This window comes from Henriciella mobilis, from assembly GCF_003576285.1.
Taxonomy (GTDB): Bacteria; Pseudomonadota; Alphaproteobacteria; order Caulobacterales; family Hyphomonadaceae; genus Henriciella; species Henriciella mobilis.
This window is the reverse complement of sequence record NZ_QWFX01000006.1, coordinates 506073-526442: the sequence shown is the minus strand read 5'-3', so window position 1 is coordinate 526442 and position 20370 is coordinate 506073. Positions and strand designations below refer to the sequence as shown.

Sequence of the window (20370 nt, the reverse complement as noted above, 5' to 3'; positions counted from 1 at the left end):
CGACGCGCGGGTTGACATCCCGCGCGTCGATCTAAGCGGGGCTCAATCTCGGGTTTGTGATTTTCAATCGAAATTTTAACGAATCCTAACCGCCCGTTACGATCATGGCCAGCCAGGAGTTCTGATGAATGATCGCGCGATAGGTCCAAGACAGTCAGAACGCGCCGGCGATCCCCCGGCGCGGGATCTGCGTCTGCCTTATGCGGCTTGGGCGTGGGAGTATTTGAGGCGAAACAAAGACTATGGGCGCGCATATCGAGCATCCTTCACCGGGCGGGCGCGACCCATTCCGCTGAATACAGGCGCCATTTTGATTCGCGAAAAACGACGATGGTCCGACGCTGAACAATGGGGTCTCTTAAGCTTCGCCGATCCGGAGAAATCCTGCGACGAAGCGAATGTTTTCTGGCGGCCCGACAGGCTGGCGGGTGCTTTGCCAGTCCAGCTTGTCCGCTTCGCGGACCTCGCCAGAAATAGCGAACGCAGACGCCATGACGAGATCGAACTTCGCCGCATTCCAACGCGCCGGGTCATACTCGAAACTGTAGACGGCGCACGCCATATTGTTTTAGGCGGAAGAAGGTTCTGGGTGCAGCTTTTATGCGAAAACCCGGCCTCGGTGGGCGAACGCTGTGCCATTGAAGTAAAGATCAATTCTACGCAGCATTATCAGCGAAAATTAGATACAGCGAGCCAGCTCCTGTCGCTTTATCATTCAGCAGGCGGAAAACTCTCTTTGATAGGGCGCAGTCGCGACTCGACACGACTTGCACAAGGGATTATCGCCATCGATATTGTAAATGCCGGCGGGTTCCATCGCGATGTCGCCGATGCGATTTACGGCGCGGAGAAAGTCGCAGAACGCTGGGGCGGACCGTCCCGCTACTATGAAGACTGGGCAAGACGGCTTGTCGCCCGCGCCCGATTTATGGTGAATGAGGGCTATCTCAGCCTCCTCGGCAAAAAAACTCTTTAACGCAAGATGAAGATCGTCCCGGCGAAAACGCAACGTCGCGAATTCGCCGCTACAGCACGCCTCAAAATCCGCGATAATTTCCTTCAGGAGCCGAAAATCGACCGGCTCCAACTAGGTTGTTGCGTAATGGGGGACATCATGGAGCACCCAAAAAATCCGACTGTCGAAAGTCCATATCTCACCGCCGCCGAGGCGGCTGCCTATCTGAGGCTCGAAGAATCGACCCTCAACGCCATGCGCTGGCGCAAGGAAGGACCCAACTGGCGCAAGCATGGCGGCAAAGTCGTTTACCATAGAGATGCGCTGGATCGCTGGTCGCGGATGCGCGATTCCGATCCGGCTGTGCGCAAGGCATCCAACGGCGACATGAGCGGCGACGATGCGCGATCCTGAAGAGGGCCGCCTCACCGCCGTCATCCTTCAGTATCGCAAGAACAGGCTCAATCACCGGCTTGTATTCGGGACGGCGCGCTTCATTGTGCGCCGGGGATGGCGGCGAAGACTCGCAGCGTTCGCGCCGGACGCGACCTTCGGTTATGAGCGCTGGCAGGCGGGAGAACACGGCACGCGGGACTGGCGATTGTTCGTGTGCCGCACATCATCGCAGGGCTCGCTGACGAAGATTCCGGGCGTGCTGCCGGGCGCCGTCCTGCTATTCGAAGCGCGCGGAAAAACGAAAGTGAAGCGCGCCTTCGTCGCCCTCGATGCGATCCGGCGGGAGGGCGAAAGCCTTGAAGACCTGGCGCCGCATCGCTGGCGCGCGCTGCACAATGCGCTCCAAACACGCCAATCCACATCGAGCGACGGGATCGATCCATCATGGCCGCGCGCCTGATTGCAGGAACCGCCGCAGCCGTCGTGTGCGCCGCCGCAGTGGTGCAGGTTGCGGCGCCGCCGAACCCTCTTGTGCTCTATAATCCGAGCGAAAGCGCGCCGGTCGGATGGTACAGGATCGACGCTGACGGAAGCGTGAAACGCGGCGCGATGGTCGCTGCATATGCGCCGGATGAGGCGCGCCTGCTCGCCCATGAACGGGGTTATCTGCCGTCCCATATTCCCCTCATCAAGACTGTCTGGGCGGTGGCGGGAGAGGAAATCTGTTCCGAAGGAGGCGTCATCCGCGCCCCGAACCGACCTGATATATACGCTCTGGCGCAGGACGGTTCGGGGCGGGAGATGCCGGTCTGGACAGGCTGTATTGTCCTTCGTTCCGATGAGATTTTTCTCGTCTCCACCGATGTGCAGACCTCTTTTGACAGCCGGTATTTCGGACCGGTCCCGGTCAAAAACGTGCTCGGCACGGTCTATTTCGTTGGTCCGGAACCGGATCGATCGGGTGCGTCCGGCGCGCAAACCGGCCGGGCGCGGGACGAACGTCAGTGAGGGGCGCGGATGGCAAGATAAAAGACGGGAGCGCCCCCTGGGCGCTTATCCCTTGTCTGCACATCATTTTTGGGAGTGATAGTATTCGTGTAGGGAGCACCCCCGATTCCACGGTTACTCCGGTCATAACTGACGTATTCGGGGGTGATCCCCGGAAATCGGCTGATGGGACGTGTGCGTCATGACGGGCGACGGCGACAGGTTCGAGGTGCGCCTCGGCCGCATGCGGTCGCCGTCAGGCGCGCGCAAGGTCGAGGGCTTCTTCCGCAAGGTCTCGAAGGGCGCCCGAAAACTCGGCCGAGGCGGCGGACGCGGCCGCTCGCAACGCGGCGCCGCGCGCACACAGTTTTACCGGCGCGTTCTGGTCAAGGTGCGTGTCATCCGCATGGACCCAAAAGGCCGTCTCGCGCAGAAGCTCCACCTCAACTATGTCGAGCGGGATGGGACCGGCCCGGATGGCGAGCCCTCGCGCCTCTATGACCGGCATGGCCCGGACGCCGACAAACAGGCATTCCTGGAGCGCGGGGCGGAGGACCGCCACCAGTTCCGGATCATTCTGTCTCCGGAGGATACGGGCGAGCTTTCCAGCCTCACCGAATTCACACGCGATCTGACGGCGCAGATGGAGCGCGATCTTGGAACCCGGCTCGGCTGGGTGGCGGTCGATCACTACGACACCGGCCAGCCCCATACGCATCTCATCATCTCGGGCAAACGCGACGATGGGCGCGATCTCGTCATCCCCCGCGATTACATCTCTCGCGGTTTGCGCGAACGCGCGCAGGCGCTCGTCGAGCTTGAACTCGGACCCGTTCCGGAAACCGACGGCCGCGCGCGCATGGCCCGCATGGTCGGACAGCAGCGTTTCACAGAGATTGACCGGGCCCTCATCCGGCGCGCCCGCGAAAGTGTCGTCGATCTGTCCGGACCGCACCGTCCCGGCGACGGATGGCGCCGGCAGATCGAACGCATGCGTCTTGCGAAATTGCAGGAGATGGCCCTTGCCGAATCCTTGGGAAAGGGACGCTGGCGATTGGCGGACCATGCCGAAACGGATCTGCGACGCATAGGCGAGCGCGGCGACATCATCAAGGCCATGCACCGGGCCATGCGGGACAAAGGCGTCGCGCGCACGCTCGATGCTGGCGCGATTTTCGATCCCGCATCCGAGGGCGCGCGGCCTGTGACAGGCGTCATTCTCGACAAGGGCGTCGCCGACGACGTCAACGACCGCGCCTTCATCGTCGTCGATGGGCTTGGGGGTCGGCCCGTCCATATCGTCGTCGGCGGCGAGGATCGGCTTGCGTCTCTTGAGACAGGCCGCATCGTTACCGTCGCGCCACCGAACCGGGACCCGCGCCGGGCCGATCATGTCATCGCCGAGATCGCCGCCGCCAATGCGGGGCGCTATTCCAGCGCGCTCCACATGGCGCACGATAAGAGCGCCCGGCCCGAATTTGTCGCCGCCCATATCAGGCGGCTCGAAGCGCTCCGGCGCGCAGGCCATGCAACACGCGCATCGGACGGAAGCTGGCGCGTGCCCGAAGACTATCTGGACCGCGCAGGCGATTATGAGAAAGCCGCCGCCTTAAGACGCCCCGTCGAGATCAGGGTGCATTCCTCTTTGCGGCTGGCGCAGATGAACTCGGCGATGGGCGCGACCTGGCTCGATGAGCATTTGCGGGATTTCGATGATGCTGGCGCCGTTCATGGTTTCGCAGGCGAGGTCGAAACCGCGCGTGTCGCACGGCGGCAATTCCTGATGCAGCAGGGCCTTATCAATCGCGAGCATGGTCGCCTTCCTCAGTCCGTGCTCGACAGGCTCGAAGCGCATGACCTGAAGGACGCCGGCGACGCCCTCGCCGAAACGCTTGGCAAACCCTATGCCCCAGCGCCGGCGGCTGGGCGCGTGAACGGTGTGTACACGCAGGCGGTCGAACGACCGAGCGGCAGATACGCCGTCATCGAGCGGACGCGCGATTTTACCCTCGTCCCGTGGCGGGAGGTGATGGACCGAAATCTCGGCAAGTCGGTGAGCGGCCTCGTCCGGGACGGCGGGATCAGTTGGACGCTGACGCGCGGAAGGGGAATCGGGTGAATAGTTCGATGTTTTTAGTCAGGAATGTTATCAGGTAATCAGGGGGTCGAGAATCAATGTCGGATAAGAAGAAAAAAGGCGCCAGTACTGAATTGGCTGTACAGAACGCGATCCTGATCGTGCGTGAAACGCCGGTCATTCTCGCCAACGACCTCGCTGACTTTTACGAAACCACAGTCAGCGCCGTGAACCAGTATCGTTCGCGCAATGCGGACAAGTTCACATCGGACTACGCCTTCCAGCTTTCCGATGCCGAGTGGGAGGGTTTGAAATCACAAAATGTGATTTCAAACGACGGACGCGGCGGATCGCGGCGCGCCCCCTGGGCCTATACCGAACATGGCGTTGCGATGATGTCCATGGGCATGAAGACGGAAGTGGCCGTCCGTCTGTCCAAGGTCATTATCGACACATTCGTCGAGTTTCGTCGCGGCGCTTTGCCCGCAGAGCGCGTCATCGCCGGACCCAACGCATTGAAACACCGCCGGTCGCTTCAGGAGAAGCTCTATTCCCAGATCGAGCAACTGCTCGACGCGAAACTGCCGACCGAGGACGGGTCGACTCTTCGGGAGGAGATGGGGTCGATTGCTCAAAGCGCGCTCGGACGCATCAAGGCGGTTCTTGATACGCCCGCCAAGTCGAATGAGAAGATTTCCGCGGAAGTCTCGAAGATCCTCGCCGAAGCGGAAAAGGTCTATGCGGAGACCCGCAAGATCAACGCCGAAACCGACAGGATCGTGCTGGACAATTACCGAACCCGCTTGGAGTTCATTCGCGACCTGCGGGAAATGGCGATGCAGCTCGAACGGGACGACTGGGTTGATGTGTTCGATCACACATTCGGCCCAGCGGACTCACAAGCCTCGCTTCCGGCGCCAAAGCCGCGAAAGCGCTGATTCACCTTCAATTTTCGTCGCCGGTTTGAAATCACAAACTGTGATTTCAAACGCCTCGCGGTTCCACGAGAAGGCGTGCGCGTCAAAATCGCCTTGACTCTTTACTTTTCAAAAGAACAAAATAAGAACACTATGACAGCGCCATCTTCTCCCGCCAGGCTCCCGCAAGGGGCCTTTCGAACGATATCGACCGCACGCCACGACGCGCTTGGCCTGGGGCCTGGGCTCAGCCTCGCACGAGGCCGCGTCCACGAAGCCCTTGGAAACGCCGCCGACATGTTCGCGGTGCTCATTGCTTCGCGGATGTCAGGGCCGATTTTCTGGATTGGCCTTCAGCGCGAAATCGAAACGCTCAATCCCGCCGCCTTGCAGGATTTTCTCGATCCGGCCCGCATCACGCTCATCGCTGGCGTTTCACGCGCCGAAATTCTGTGGGCCGCCGAACAGGCCCTTCGCACCCCCGCCGCCATCATCGCCGAGATCGGACAGGGTCCTGATCTGCGCGAGAGCCGCCGGCTTCAGATCGCGGCGGAAGAAAGCGGCGCTGTCGGGATCATGCTCATCAACGGACGCGCCCAGACATCGGCCGCGGAAACACGATGGGAGTGCCGGCAGGCCGGTGAAAACCAATGGGCGTGGATAAGTATGAAAGACAAGCGCGGAGGCGGCGGCGCGTGGCGGGTGAGTTGGGAAGGGGAAGGCGATGCGAACGGTGGCCGGCAAACGGGTGCTATCCATTTGGCTGCCGCGACTGCCGCTTGACCGCTGGAGGCGCAAGGGCGATGGCCGCCTCGCAGGCGCTTTTGCGATCATAGACGAGGTCAACAATTCATGGCGCGTCACCCATCCCTCCGACGAGGCGATCAGGGCCGGCGTCCGCATGGGGCTGACCCTGCCCGATGCGCGGGCGATCTGTCCGGACCTTCTGACCGAGCCCGCCGATGCAGCGCGCGAAGATGCGCTGTTGCGCGCGCTCTGGCGCTGGGCCGACGTGCTGAGCCCGCGTGTCGCCCTCGACGCGCCTGACGGACTTCTCCTCGATATCGCCGGCTGCGCGCATCTTTTCGGCGGCGAAGAGGCGCTTGCGGTCGACGCCATCGACCGGCTGGAAGCGGTGTCTGTCGCGGCGCGAACAGGGATCGCCGATTCGAAGGGCGCCGCCCGTGCGCTGGCGCGGTTCTCCTCCGCGCCCGTCGCGATTGCGGAGCCGGGCCGGACCGGCGCGGCGCTTGCCCCACTTCCCGTGGGCGCGCTCGGCGTTCAAGACGAGACGGCCAGTGCGTTGGCCCGCGCCGGTCTCAAAACCATCGGCCAGCTCTATGAGGTAAAAACGAGCGAACTCGCCCGCCGGTTCGGCCTCAGCCTCACCGGCGCCCTTGCCGCCGCACTCGGCCAGACCGCAGATCCCGTAACGCCCGCAAGCGCCGATCCCATCTACGCCGCGCGCATGACCTTGCCCGATCCTGTCGGGCTCCTCTCCGACATCGAGGCGGTGCTGCAAAGACTGGCATCGTCCGTATGCGGACGGTTGGAACAGGACCGCAAGGGCGCGCGGGCTTTCACGCTCACCGTGCGTTGCGTCGATACCGGCGACCATCATCTGAGCGCCGGTTTTGCCCGGCCTTGTTTCGACGCCAAGGCCGTCTTGCAGCAATTCGCGCATCCGCTCTCGAAGCTCAGAATTGAATTCGGCGCCGATGGCTTCCGGCTTGCGGCAAGTCATGTCGAGCCCGTGCGGCACCGGCAGGCCGAAATTGACGACCGCGTAAGGGAGAACGCCGGCGTTGCGCAGCTTCTGACAACCCTTGGCAACCGGATCGGCTTCGATCATGTGCGCGCATTTGCTGCGCGCGACAGCCACCAGCCAGACCGTGAATTCGACCTCGTCGAGGCTGTCGACCGGCGGAGCGCGCTCGCCTGGGCCCCCGCGCCGCGCAAACGGCCGCTCCGGCTGTTCCGGCCGCCTGAGCCTTTGCATCTTCTTGATGGCGGCCGGCCGCCACGCCGTTTTCAGTGGCGCGGCGCCATCTACGCCCTCTCCTCGGCGAAAGGTCCCGAAAGGCTGACGCCAGAATGGTGGCGAACGGAGGATTTGAGAACGCGGGACTATTGGACCGTCGATACGGCGGATGGCGCGCGGTTCTGGCTCCTGACCTATCCGGGCCAGGACGAACAGAGCTGGTTCGTCGCCGGGAGGTTCCCATGAGCTATGCGGAACTCTGCACGATGAGCAACTTCACCTTCCTCACCGGCGCCTCGCACGCCGAGGAACTGGTCGAGCGCGCCGCCAAGCTGGAGCTTGACGCCATCGCCATCGCAGACAGGAACACATTTGGCGGGATCGTGCGCGGACACACGGTCGCCAAGGCGCTCGGCGTGAAATTCATTGTCGGCGTGCGCCTGGTCCTCACCGACAACAGTGAAATCCTCGCTTATCCGAAAACACGCGAAGCGTTCGGCCGCCTTACACGCCTGCTGACGCTCGGCAAGCGGCGCACGGTCAAAGGCGATTGCCGGCTGGAGCTGGCCGACCTTCTCGAATGGGGCGACGGCAGCATTCTGGTCGCGCTATGCGGACCCGGTTTTTCAGAGATGGTGAAATCGCTGAAAGCCGCCTTTGATCGCGATGTCTTTATCGGGCTGGCGCCGCGTTATGATGGTGAGGACGCTTCGCACTTTGTCATGCGCGCAGCGCTCGCTGACGAAATCGGCGTGCGGATCGTCGCCCTTGGCGATGTCATCATGCACGAAGGCCGGCGCATCCGGCTCGCGGATGTCCTGTCCTGTATCCGCGAGAAGACCACCATCGACCGGCTCGGCCGTATCGCGCAGCCAAACGCAGAACGCCGCCTTAAATCCGAATTCGAAATGCGCAGGCTGTTTCAGGCCCACCCTTCAGCGATTACGAACACCTGGGAGATTGCGACGGCCTGCGCCTTCTCGCTCGATGAACTGAAATACGAGTATCCCGACGAAATCACGGGCGGCATGGCGCCGGATGAACGCCTTCGCCAGCTCACCGAAGACGGGCTTGCGCGACGCTATCCGGATGGCGTGCCGCTCAAGGTCCGGGCAATGGTCGAAAGGGAGCTGACGGTCATCGCTGACCTCGACTATGCGCGCTACTTTCTGACCGTGCATGATGTCGTCGTCTTCGCACGGTCCAAGGGGATTCTCTGTCAGGGACGCGGCAGTGCGGCCAATTCCGTCGTCTGCTATGCGTTGGGCGTCACCGAAGCTTCGCCCGACATGATTACGATGGTGTTCGAGCGCTTCATCTCCGAAGCGCGCAATGAGCCGCCCGACATCGATGTCGATTTCGAGCACGAGCGGCGTGAAGAAGTCATTCAGCATATTTACGAGAAATACGGCCGTGACCGCGCGGGGCTGTGTTCGACCGTCGTGCATTTCCGCTCGCGCCGCGCCATTCGCGAGGTGGGCAAGGCGATGGGGCTTTCCGAGGACGCCGTTGCGGCTCTGTCGTCGCAAGTCTGGGGCTGGTCGGAAGAAGGCGTCACCAATGACCGCGCGCGATCCGCAGGACTTGATATCCGCGACTGTCGGCTCCGGCTCGCCCTTGAGCTGACAAAGGAGATCATCGGCTTTCCGCGGCATTTGTCCCAGCATGTCGGCGGCTTTGTCATTACCCGCGGTCGCCTCGACGAGCTGGTGCCGATCGAGAACGCCGCGATGGACGATCGCACCGTCATTGAATGGGATAAAGACGATATCGACGCGCTCGGCATGCTGAAGATCGACGTGCTCTCGCTTGGCATGCTGACCTGCATCCGCAAGAGCTATGATCTCATCAAGCTCTGGAAAGGGGAGCGCTACACGCTGGCCACCACTCCGCAGGCCGATCCCGCCGTCTATGATATGATCTGCAAAGCCGACACGATCGGCGTCTTCCAGATCGAGTCGCGCGCGCAGATGAATTTCCTTCCGCGCATGCGTCCGCGCAATTTTCAGGACCTGATCGCTGAAGTCGCAATCATCCGTCCGGGTCCCATTCAGGGCAACATGGTTCATCCCTATCTGCGACGCCGAAACGGCGAGGAAGAAGTGGTCTATCCTTCCGAAGAGCTGAAAGAGGTTCTTGAGCGAACCTATGGCGTCCCGCTCTTTCAGGAACAGGCCATGCAGATCGCCATCGTCGCCGCCGGGTTTACACCGACCGAGGCCGACGCGCTGCGCCGCGCACTCAATGGCTTCCGGCGTCAGGGCGCCGTAGAAGATTTCAAGGAACGCTTTCTCGAAGGCTGTCTCGCGCGCGGCTATGACAAGACTTTCGCCGAGAACTGCTTCCGTCAGCTTGAAGGGTTTTCGAGCTATGGCTTTCCGGAAAGCCACGCCGCCAGTTTTGCCTTGCTGGTTTACGCCTCGTCCTGGATCAAACGCCATCATCCGGAAGTCTTCTGCTGCGCGCTTTTGAACTCGCAGCCGATGGGGTTCTACGCTCCGGCGCAGATTGTCCGCGACGCCCGCCAGCATGGCGTCTCGGTTCTGCCTGTCTGCGCGGAGCGCAGCTATTGGGACAATGTTCTCGAATATGACGCAGACGGATCGCTCGCCGTCCGGCTGGGCTTTCGTCAGATCAAGGGGTTTTCGGAAGAGGACGGTCACTGGCTCGCTTCGGCGCGCGGCAATGGCTATCGCGCCATCGACGCCGTCTGGCGGCGCGCTGGCCTCTCCCGCTCGGCCCTTTCCAAACTGGCCGGCGCGGACGCATTTGCCGACTACGGTCTCTCACGCCGCCAGGCCCTGTGGGAGGTGGCCGGACTTGGCGGCGACAAACCGCTGCCTTTGTTCGAGCAACATGGCGAAGGCTTGCCGGCCATCGAGACCCTGCTGCCCGTGATGAGCGAAGCTGAGGAAGTGTTCGAAGACTATGTCTCAGCCCGCCTCACGCTGCGGGCCCATCCGGTCGCGCTTCTGCGGCCAGACCTTCCGTCATTTCTTCCGACCCGCGCGCTGCGCGCCCAACCGAATGGCGGCTGGGTCAGCATCGCCGGCCTTGTCATCACGCGGCAGAGACCCGGAACGGCGAGCGGGGTCATCTTCATCACGCTTGAAGACGATGGCGCGACCGCCAACGTCATTGTCTGGCCGAAGGTCTTTAAGAAATTTCGCAAGGAGGTGATGACCGGCCGCCTCTTGCGCATTCAGGGCCGACTACAGCGCGAAGGCGTCGTGACCCATATCATCGCCTCGCGGATAGAGGATTACTCGATCCTGCTCGACGCGCTGGGCGATCCGGCGGCCGGCGCTGGCGTGATCGATCCCACCCATGACAACGCCGATGAGGCCAAACGGCCCGCTCCGGACAATCGACATGGCGCAGGCAATACCTCCCCGCACCGGGTTTCTGAACTGATCTCGCTGGAACTCCAGAGAGCCCAGCACGCCCGATATGGCGCCGGCGCTCGCCATCCGCGCGAGCAGGCGAAGAAACTATTCTATAGCCGAGACTTTCACTGATCCACGTGGGGAGAAGACACGACACGCTTTTATTGGCGGCGACATAGCGGACCCAACGCAGCCAAGCTGTTGTTAACCTGAAAACAGCCGGCCGGAGCTATAATCGGCGCTATGCCATCGAAGCAGGACGACAATTTGCGACCTTGTGGCGGTGGCTGCGGTCATAAGCAGGAAACCGACGCAGAGAGCGCGAAACGATGTGGACGAAGACAAACGACGGATCGATCATTGACGACGACGGGAAAGTAATTTTCTTCAGCACCCGGCGGTTCGTCGATGACATCTGCCTCGGCGATTGTTGTTTCATCTGTGGTGCGCGGCCTGGAACGAAACCGTTCAACGATGAGCATGTCATTCCCGATTGGATGTTACGCCGTTACGACCTCCACACATGCGCGATGACGCTCTCAAATGGTCAGCAATTTCGATATGACCGGCTCAAGATTCCATGTTGCGCGGAATGTAACTCGCTGATGGGGCGCGAGATAGAAACGCCCATGAGTGAGCTTGTGCGAGCAGGCCATACTGCTTTCAACGACTACGCCGCCAATGGCGGACTTCTCAACATTATCGTCTGGCTGGGTCTGATCTTTCTCAAGACCCACTTGAAGGACCGTTCGTTCCGATGGCATCGTGATGCAAGGCTCGGCGATGAGCGCATTTCGGATTTTCACACTTGGGAAGAGCTACACCACCTGCATTGCCTTGTGCGTTGCTTCTACAATGGGGCGCATGTCGATCAGGCGGCGACCGGTTCATTCCTCACCCTACCGACGCGCACTGAGCTGTCGGCGGAGAGATTCGATTTTGTCGACCTCTCTGAAGGACAGACCTTGATGCTGCGGCTCGACGGTTTCGCCGTTTTTGCGGTGTTCAACGATAGCGGCGGCGCAATGAACTGGTTTCACGAGAAAGCGAAGCTGATCTCCGGCCCGGTCTCGGAACTGCAAGCGCGGGAGATCGCGGCGGAACTCGCCTATCTGAACCTCCATCTCGATCCGCGGCCAATATTTCACACGGAAACCAATCTTTTCCAGCAGACCTCGAATATCCGCGCGACGCGCTCGCCTGCGCCTGAGATGGCGCCGTTCGACCGCACTGTGCGCGGAGCGTTGCTCGAACGGACAATTGGCTACGCTATCGACAACATTAAGGCGGAACGCGCGACCCGCGACGAGATCGAAGCGTCCATCAAGGCAGGAGATTTTACCTGCCTGTTTAACAACGATGGGGATTTCAACGGACCGGCATTCGCAAAATAGGCGCCGCTGGGTGACGTCCGAATTCAGGACCAAGGGGCCAAACAACCCAATTCGGCAGAACATTTGGCGGTAGTGACGTTGGAAAATAGCGCAACGCACCATCATTTGCTAACCTAGGAAGATGTGCGGACGCGGCGATCAGAGCCTTACCTTTTCAGAGATATGCGAACTCTCAGGCGCAATTGGCGCCCCGACGACCAATCTTGAGCCTTGCTACAACATCGCGCCGACGACAACGGTCCATATTGTCCGGTTGAGAGACGGCGAGCGCGTCATTGAGAAAGCAACATGGGACCTCGTGCCAAGTTGGTGGAAGCAACCGCTTTCGGAGAAGAAATTTCGTACCCACAATGCACGCGCCGAGACATTGCAGGAAAAAGCGACGTTCCGGTCGGCATGGAAGAAAAGTCAGCGTTGCATTATCCCGATGAACTTCTTCGAGTGGAAACGGCCGCGCAAGAAAGGCGATCCGCCGCACTACATCTATCCTGCGAAGGAGCCAGCATTCAGAATGGCAGGGCTTTGGGACGAATGGAAAGACCCGGAAACGGGAGAGATCCATTTGACCTGCACCACGATCACTTGCGAGCCAAACGATTTCATGGCCGAGCTGCATGATCGGATGCCAGTCATACTCGGTGCGGATCAGCTCGACGCCTGGTTCAATGCACCGCCGGAGATTGCCGTTGAGATGCTCAAGCCGTGTCCGTCGGAATGGATGGCGGCGCATAAGGTCAACGCCTATGTGAATGACGCACGCAATCAGGGACCGGACTGCATCAAGCCCGAAGGCGACTTGTTCGAATAGCAGCGCCTGACGTCTCCGCTCTCAGTTTTCCTTAAAAAACCTCATTGAACGTCGAACAAGGCGTTATCTGTCGGACTACAGACCGACTATACTTCTACCGACCCTAACTCTAAGCGGATTGCAGCGGAATATCCCACTGAACGCCCTGATCTTGTTCAAATTTCTATACTCTTTCCGGAGTAGACGAGTCCTTGCTCCAAGCACGAAGCTGTCTTCATCAGAATTTATGAGGATGCCCCGTGTCGCCGCAATCAATACTCGTTGGACAGATTATTATCGTACTTTGCACGATTGTTTGCGGTGTCTGGCTGTCGACGCAATGGGTGGCCGCGCAGTTTTCCTATGACGCCTATCTCGGACCGGCCTGGTTTCACGTCGGCGAAGCCCCTGTCTACTATCCATGGCGTCTGTTTGAATGGTGGTACGCCTTCGACGCCTACGCGCCGGGTGTTTTCGCCAGAGGCGGCGCCATTGCAGCCGGCAGCGGATTCCTCGGTGCGTTCGTCGCCGCCATCGGCTCGGTCTGGCGCGGACGGCAAGCCAAGAATCTGACGACATACGGATCGTCACGCTGGGCCGCCCGCAAGGACTTGCAGACTTGCGGCATGCTCAAGCCCTCCGGCGTTTTTCTTGGGCGCTTCGATGACGACTATCTTCGTCATGACGGCCCTGAACATGTCATGGCGTTCGCGCCGACGCGATCCGGCAAGGGCGTTGGTCTCGTTGTTCCAACCCTACTGAGTTGGACGCAAAGCGCCGTCATTCACGACATCAAGGGTGAGAACTGGCAGCTCACATCGGGGTGGCGCTCGAAATTCTCTCATTGCCTTCTGTTCGACCCCACCAATGCCAGCAGCGCCAAATACAACCCGCTTCTGGAAGTCCGCAAAGGCGCGAACGAAGTTCGCGACGTTCAGAACATTGCGGACATTCTGGTCGATCCTGAAGGCGCTCTGGAGCGGCGCACCCATTGGGAGAAGACCGGCCACGCTCTGTTGGTCGGCGCCATCCTGCATGTTCTCTACGCCGAGAAAGAAAAGACGCTCGCGCAGGTCGCGCGCTTTCTGTCTGATCCCGACCGCCCCTTCGAGAAAACCCTCTGGGTCATGATGTCCACGAACCATCTGGGCGACGATGGCGAAGCGCGGCCGCATCCCGTGGTCGCGCAAGCCGCCCGAGAGCTTCTGAACAAGTCAGAGAATGAGCGGTCCGGCGTCCTGTCCACGGCAATGAGCTTCTTAGGGCTTTATCGCGACCCAACCGTGGCGGAGGTGACATCTGCTTGCGACTGGCGCATCGCGGATCTCATAGATGCAGACAAGCCGGTCTCACTTTACCTCGTTGTTCCGCCCTCAGATATTTCACGCACCAAGCCGCTCGTCCGGCTCATTCTCAACCAGATAGGCCGCCGGCTGACCGAGAAGCTGGACGGCCAGATCGATGGCGATCGCCGCCGACAGGTCTTGTTGATGCTCGACGAGTTTCCCGCGCTCGGCCGGCTCGACTTCTTTGAGAGCGCCTTGGCCTTCATGGCGGGTTACGGGTTGCGCGCCTTCCTGATCGCTCAGTCCCTCAATCAGATCGAAAAAGCCTATGGGCCAAACAATTCGATCCTCGACAATTGCCATGTGCGCGTCGCCTTCGCGACCAATGACGAACGCACGGCGAAGAGAATTTCCGACGCCCTCGGCACCAAGACCGAGATGCGCGCTATGCGCAACTATGCCGGACACCGCCTGGCGCCCTGGCTCGCCCATGTCATGGTTTCGCGGCAGGAGACGGCGCGCCAGCTCCTCACGCCCGGCGAAGTGATGCAGCTTCCCGCCGATGATGAGGTCGTCCTTGTTTCCGGCTTGCCGCCGATCCGGGCGAAAAAACTTAGATATTTCGAGGACGCCAATTTCTCCGATCGCGTGGGTGCACCGGCGTCGATCGGTGATCGCGGAACGCCTTATGCGGACCGGCCGCCATCTCGCACAGAAGACTGGGGAGACCGGCGCCGCGCGGTCGATGAACGCCTCGTCCGGTCCTCATTCGGGAACGGTCATGATGCGGATGATGGCGGCAAGGACCTCAAGCCGGAAATCGACGCGCCTGCGCAACCGGACATCGACGCCGCCGAACAGGATCGCGCCGATACGCCTGCCAGCGATAGCGATGAGGTTGCGATCAAACGCGCGGCGGACCTCGCCCGTGCGACCGACACCGCGCGCCGCGCTTACGGCGTCGACAAGGGAACCCCCAAGATTGACCTGATGGATTTTTGAACGATGCCCTCCACCAAACCCCGCATCTGGTCCTATATCGACCCCCTCAATCACGCCCGATTGAAGGCGCTGGCGAAACGTCCGGGATCGAATGAATCCCAGATTGTCAACGACGCGCTCACCGCGTTTTTCATGGGCGAACATGAAGTCAAACGGGACGCCGCGCTGATCCGGCGTCTGGACCGCATGACCCGGCAGGCCGAAAGCCTCAATCGCAGTCAGGTCATAACGGCTGAAGCCTTCGCGCTGTTCGTCCGCTATTTCCTGACCGTCATTCCTCCCGTGCCGGATGCAGACAAGCGCGCCGCCCAGGCGCAGGGCGCTGCGCGTTTCGAGCGCTTCATTGAGAGCCTGCAAACCGTCCTCGCGGACGGCGAGACCGTCATCTTCGCCGCGCTCCAGGATGTCATGTCCGACGAGAGCGCCTTCTTCACCAAGGACGAGTTGATGCGTCTTCACGAGACGCCGCCGGCCCCGGACTCGGAAAGGGAGCATGCCGATGCCTGACGCGCGCTCCCAAACCTACCTTCGAACCGAGACCATGCTGAAAACCGCCATGGGACCGGCTGTCGTCGAGGCGTTGGATGACCCCGCCATTGTTGAAGTGATGGTCAATCCCGATGGCAAGATCTGGATCGACGCCCATGGCGACGGCCGCATGGAGACCGGGACAGTCATGCCCGCTGCGGAAGCCGAACGGGTCATTCGCGTCGTCGGCAGTCATATCGGTCAGGAAGTGGACAGACTCCACCCCATTGTCAGCGCCGAGTTGCCGGGCGGGGGAGAACGCTTCGAGGGCGTCATCCCGCCAGTGACCACGGCGCCGTGCTTTTCCATTCGGAAGCCCGCCGCCCGCGTCTTCACGCTCGAAGACTATGTCGAGACTGGTGTGACAAGTGCAGAAGACGCCAACGCGCTCAGGGCCGCCGTCCGAGACGCCATGAACATCCTGATCGTCGGCGGCACCGGGTCGGGCAAAACCACCCTTGCAAACGCCTTGCTCGCCGAAGTCGCAATGAGCGGCGATCGCGTGGTGATCCTCGAAGACACGCGCGAACTGCAATGCGAGGCCAGGGACAAGGTCAATCTGCGGACGCAGGCCGGCGCTGTCGCCATGGCCGATCTCGTTCGCTCGACCCTGCGGCTGCGACCCGACCGGATTATCGTCGGCGAAGTTCGCGGCGGCGAAGCCCTCGACATGCTCAAAGCCTGGAACACGGGCCATCCGGGCGGAATCGCCACCATTCACGCCAACTCCGCAGGCGGCGGACTCCGGCGCCTTGAACAGCTTGTGTCGGAAGTGACGGCGCAGACGCCGCACGCCCTGATCGCCGAAGCCATCGATCTCATCGTGTTCATCGCAGGGCGCGGACCGGAACGCCGGATACGGACAATCAGCCGGGTGCTTGGCCGCGAGGCCGATGACTATCGCCTGGAGCCATTTTCCTCACCCGTCAGCCAAATCGTCAAACTGAAAGGAAGCTCATCATGATCCTGACGAAACACACCTGCCGCGCGCTTGCAATCACGCTCGGTCTCATCGTCCTTGTTGGTCCCGCCCATGCGGCCGGGTCCGGCATGCCCTGGGAAGCGCCTCTTGATTCCATCCTCCAGTCGATCGAGGGACCGGTCGCCAAGATCGTCGGCACGCTCGCCATTATCATTACCGGCCTGACGCTGGCGTTCGGCGATACGGGCGGCGGCTTCCGCAAACTGATCCAGATCGTGTTCGGGCTCTCCATCGCCTTCACGGCGACGAGTTTCTTCTTGTCCTTCTTCTCGTTCGGCGGCGGCGCGACGATCTGATGACCGAAGGTTTCGCCATACCCGTGCACCGCTCTTTGACCGAGCCGATCCTGATGGGCGGCGCCCCCCGCAACGCCGCCATTCTCAACGGCACGATCGCGGCTGCGCTGGGCCTGGGGCTTCAGGTCTGGGTCGCCGGCATCCTCTACTGGATCATCGCCCACGGCGCCTGCGTCTTCATGGCGAAACGCGATCCGAAATTCATGGACGTGGTTCTACGCCACATCCGCCATGAGGGGTATCTCGCATGATGAATCTCAAGGAATACCGGCAGTCAAATAAGAGGCTTGCAGACTTTCTGCCCTGGGCCTGTCTGATTGCGCCTGGCGTCGTCCTGAACAAGGATGGGAGCTTCCAGCGATCCGCGATGTTTCGCGGGCCGGATCTGGAGAGCGCGACGGCGGCGAGCCTCGTTTCCGTCTGTTCACGCATCAACAACGCCTTGAAGCGTTTCGGTTCCGGTTGGGCGCTCTATTTCGAGGCGGCTCGCGAACCGGCGACGGACTATCCGGAAAGTCAGTGGCGCGACCCGGTGGGCTGGTTAATCGACGAGGAACGCAGGGGACGCTTCACTGAAGCCGGCGCTCTGTTCGAAAGCCGCTACACGCTGACCTTCGCCTTTCTGCCGCCTGCCGACAGCGTCAATCGCATCGAGGATGCGTTTGTTGAAAAGCCGGCGGAAGAAGCCGGGCTCGCCGCTTTCGATCATCTCGCCCGGTTCATCGCTGAAACCGACCGCAGTCTCGATCTTATCGCCTCTGTGGTACCCGAAGCGCGTTTTCTGACAGACAACGAGACGCTGACTTACCTCCAGTCGAGCCTATCTTCCAAACGCCATCCGGTTTGCGCTCCTGAAACGCCCGCCTATCTCGATGCGGTTCTGGGAGGCGTCGATCTTGTTGGCGGCTTGGAACCGATGCTCGGCGGCGACCATCTGCGCGTCCTCTCCCTGCAGGGCTTTCCGAACGCAACCGAGCCGGGCCTTTTCGACGATCTGAATCGTCTGGGATTTCCGTATCGCTGGATGACCCGTTTCCTGCCGATGGACAAATCGGAGGCGACAAAGGTTCTCGGCCGATACCGGCGTCAGTGGTTCGCCAAACGAAAATCCCTGACGGCGATCGTCAAAGAGGTCATGACGAATGAAGCTTCTGCACTCGTCGATACGGATGCGGACAATAAGGCGGCAGACGCCGATGCGGCGCTTCAGGCGCTCGGAGAAGATCATGTCAGCTATGGCTATGTGACGACATCGGTCGCGATCATGGATGGGGATGCGGCCGCAGCTGACGAGATGATCCGTGAGGTGGAGCGGATCATCAATGGACGGGGTTTCGTTGCGATGAACGAAACGGTCAACGCCGTCGATGCATGGCTCGGCGGCTTGCCCGGTCACGCCTACGCGAATGTGCGTCAGCCGATCATCCACACACTCAATCTCGTTCACATGATGCCGCTTTCGGCGGTCTGGGCAGGCCCAGTCGAGAATGCTCATTTGAACGGCCCGCCGCTTCTCTACGCAACTGCGAACTCGAACACCCCATTTCGGCTCGTGCCCCACCAGAACGATGTCGGACACATGCTGGTTGTCGGCCCGACCGGCGCCGGCAAGTCGGTGCTGCTCGCGTTGATTGCAGCTCAGTTCCGGCGCTACGCCGGGGCTCAAGTCTTCCTGTTTGACAAAGGCGGATCGGCCCGCGCCATCACCGCCGGCATGGGAGGCGAACATTATGCGCTCGGTGAAGACAGGGGGCTTTGTTTTCAGCCGCTCGCCCGTATCGATGCAGATGTAGAGCGGTCCTGGGCGCTGGAATGGGTTTCCGGCCTTCTCGCCCATGAAGGCGTCGCCATCGACCCCGATGTCAAAGACGCCGTCTGGACGGCGCTGACATCGTTGAGCGCGGCGCCGAAAGCAGAGCGGACGATGACCGGCCTGTCGGTGCTCCTGCAATCCAACCGGCTCAAACAGGCGCTCGCGCCCTACACGCTCGCAGGCGCCCATGGCGCCTTGCTCGATGCCGATAACGAAACACTGGGGCAAAACGATTGGCAATGCTTCGAGATGGAGGAGCTGATGCACCAGCCCTCGCTCGTGCCGCCCGCGCTGACCTACCTCTTTCAACGGCTGGAGGCACGCTTCGACGGCAGACCGACCTTACTCATTCTGGATGAAGCCTGGGTGTTTCTCGACAACCCGCTCTTCTCCGAGCGCATTCGCGAATGGCTTAAAGTGCTCCGGAAACGGAATGTCTCGGTCATTTTCGCAACGCAGTCTTTATCGGACATCTCCGGCAGCACCATCGCGCCCGCGATTATCGAAAGCTGTCCCTCGCGCATCTTCCTGCCGAATGACCGTGCACTCGAACCCCAGCAGCAGGACACCTATCGCGCGTTCGGATTAAACGACCGTCAGATCGAAATCATCGCGGAGGCAAGTCCGCGGCAGGACTATTATTTCCAGTCGCGTTCGGGAAACCGTCTGTTCGATCTCGATCTCGGGCCCGTCAGTCTCGCTTTCTGCGCCGCGTCATCGAAAGCCGATCACAAGCTCATCGACGAAGTCCAAAGCGCACACCCCGAAGAGTTCGCCGTCCACTGGCTGCACGCCCGCGACCTGGCCTGGGCGGCTGACCTCATAACCGCCACCCCCGCAACAAAAGGAGATGTTCCATGCGCCGCAGAATGATTGCCGCTCTCTTACTGGCGGCCGCGCCAATGACCATTGCGCCACCCGCCCACGCTATTTTCGGGATCGGAGACATCGTGATCGATCCCTCCAATCTCGCTCAGAACATCCTCACAGCAGCGAACACGCTGGAGCAGATCAACAATCAGGTGAAGCAGCTTCAGAACGAAGCTGACATGCTCATCAACCAGGCGACCAATCTCGTCCGTACCGGATACAATCCGCAAGCGGAGATCAATCGACTCCTCAACGAGATTTCGGTCCTGATGGACCGGGCGCGATCGATCTCCTACGTCGTCAGCGAAACCGACCGGCTCTTTCAGGAAAACTTCCCCGAAGACTATTCCACATGGTCGCGCACACAGATGGCGACCGCTGCGGAAATGCAATGGGTGTCCGCCCGTTCGGCGTTTAACGACACGCTCCTGGTTCAGTCCCAGATCGTTCAAACGCTTAAGGCGGACACGTCATCCCTCGACGCAATGCTGGCGGAAACGGCGATCGCTGAAGGCAATCTTTCGGTTTCGCAGACCGGTAATCAGATCGCCGCGCTCGGCGTCAAACAGACCATGCAGATGCAGGAAATGATGGCGGTGCAATATCGCGCCGACGCGCTGGCGCGCGCCCGCGATCTTCAGATCGAGCGAGAGGGCCGCGAAAAGCTCGCCCGTTTTGTTGGGGGAGCCAGCGCCTACACGCGCTGACAGGGG

18 protein-coding genes are annotated in these 20370 nt (G+C 61.0%); all 18 read left to right on the top strand.

Going from position 1 to position 20370, the window contains the following annotated elements:
- The first annotated feature begins 124 nt into the window (after window positions 1-124).
- Window positions 125-976, top strand: coding sequence for a DNA -binding domain-containing protein (locus D1223_RS07380; RefSeq protein WP_119375762.1), 852 nt, complete (start codon window positions 125-127; stop codon window positions 974-976).
- 6 nt (window positions 977-982) lie between these two features.
- Entirely contained in the window at window positions 983-1369 is a 387-nt protein-coding gene (locus D1223_RS07375) for a helix-turn-helix domain-containing protein (protein WP_233346169.1), read from the top strand.
- Window positions 1356-1811: a DUF2840 domain-containing protein gene (locus D1223_RS07370; RefSeq protein ID WP_119375761.1), complete on the top strand. Its 456-nt coding sequence runs from the start codon at window positions 1356-1358 to the stop codon at window positions 1809-1811. The genes D1223_RS07375 and D1223_RS07370 overlap by 14 nt, the downstream gene beginning before the upstream one ends.
- Window positions 1796-2359 carry a S26 family signal peptidase gene (locus tag D1223_RS07365; RefSeq protein WP_119375760.1) on the top strand — a complete coding sequence of 188 codons (564 nt, stop codon included), beginning with the start codon at window positions 1796-1798 and terminating at the stop codon, window positions 2357-2359. The genes D1223_RS07370 and D1223_RS07365 overlap by 16 nt, the downstream gene beginning before the upstream one ends.
- Window positions 2360-2540: 181 nt before the next feature.
- Window positions 2541-4457: a DUF3363 domain-containing protein gene (locus D1223_RS07360; protein ID WP_119375759.1), complete on the top strand. Its 1917-nt coding sequence runs from the start codon at window positions 2541-2543 to the stop codon at window positions 4455-4457.
- Between the two features lie 56 nt (window positions 4458-4513).
- Window positions 4514-5353, top strand: coding sequence for an ORF6N domain-containing protein (locus D1223_RS07355; protein WP_119375758.1), 840 nt, complete (start codon window positions 4514-4516; stop codon window positions 5351-5353).
- A gap of 75 nt (window positions 5354-5428) precedes the next feature.
- Window positions 5429-6115, top strand: coding sequence for an ImuA family protein (locus D1223_RS07350; RefSeq protein WP_147372714.1), 687 nt, complete (start codon window positions 5429-5431; stop codon window positions 6113-6115).
- Complete coding sequence (locus tag D1223_RS07345; RefSeq protein WP_119375756.1) at window positions 6057-7559, top strand: Y-family DNA polymerase; 1503 nt, start codon at window positions 6057-6059, stop codon at window positions 7557-7559. The genes D1223_RS07350 and D1223_RS07345 overlap by 59 nt, the downstream gene beginning before the upstream one ends.
- A complete protein-coding gene (locus D1223_RS07340) occupies window positions 7556-10831 on the top strand; it encodes an error-prone DNA polymerase (protein ID WP_119375755.1) in 3276 nt (1091 codons plus the stop codon). Before D1223_RS07345 ends, D1223_RS07340 begins: the two co-directional genes overlap by 4 nt.
- Before the next feature lie 197 nt (window positions 10832-11028).
- Window positions 11029-12093 carry a hypothetical protein gene (locus D1223_RS07335; RefSeq protein WP_119375754.1) on the top strand — a complete coding sequence of 355 codons (1065 nt, stop codon included), beginning with the start codon at window positions 11029-11031 and terminating at the stop codon, window positions 12091-12093.
- A gap of 121 nt (window positions 12094-12214) precedes the next feature.
- Window positions 12215-12901: an SOS response-associated peptidase gene (locus D1223_RS07330; RefSeq protein WP_119375753.1), complete on the top strand. Its 687-nt coding sequence runs from the start codon at window positions 12215-12217 to the stop codon at window positions 12899-12901.
- Window positions 12902-13140: 239 nt separating this feature from the next.
- A complete protein-coding gene (locus D1223_RS07325; protein WP_119375752.1) occupies window positions 13141-15168 on the top strand; it encodes a conjugal transfer protein TraG in 2028 nt (675 codons plus the stop codon).
- Window positions 15169-15171: 3 nt separating this feature from the next.
- Window positions 15172-15675, top strand: coding sequence for a CopG family transcriptional regulator (locus D1223_RS07320; RefSeq protein WP_119375751.1), 504 nt, complete (start codon window positions 15172-15174; stop codon window positions 15673-15675).
- Entirely contained in the window at window positions 15662-16660 is a 999-nt protein-coding gene (gene trbB / locus D1223_RS07315; RefSeq protein ID WP_119375750.1) for a P-type conjugative transfer ATPase TrbB, read from the top strand. The genes D1223_RS07320 and trbB overlap by 14 nt, the downstream gene beginning before the upstream one ends.
- The gene (locus D1223_RS07310; RefSeq protein ID WP_034740707.1) at window positions 16657-16974 is read left to right on the top strand and encodes a TrbC/VirB2 family protein; all 318 of its coding nucleotides are present in this window, start codon (window positions 16657-16659) and stop codon (window positions 16972-16974) included. Before trbB ends, D1223_RS07310 begins: the two co-directional genes overlap by 4 nt.
- Window positions 16974-17225, top strand: coding sequence for a VirB3 family type IV secretion system protein (locus D1223_RS07305; protein ID WP_119375749.1), 252 nt, complete (start codon window positions 16974-16976; stop codon window positions 17223-17225). Before D1223_RS07310 ends, D1223_RS07305 begins: the two co-directional genes overlap by 1 nt.
- Window positions 17222-19660 carry a conjugal transfer protein TrbE gene (trbE, locus tag D1223_RS07300; protein WP_119375748.1) on the top strand — a complete coding sequence of 813 codons (2439 nt, stop codon included), beginning with the start codon at window positions 17222-17224 and terminating at the stop codon, window positions 19658-19660. Before D1223_RS07305 ends, trbE begins: the two co-directional genes overlap by 4 nt.
- Entirely contained in the window at window positions 19645-20364 is a 720-nt protein-coding gene (gene trbJ / locus D1223_RS07295; protein ID WP_119375747.1) for a P-type conjugative transfer protein TrbJ, read from the top strand. The genes trbE and trbJ overlap by 16 nt, the downstream gene beginning before the upstream one ends.
- Window positions 20365-20370: the final 6 nt, after the last annotated feature.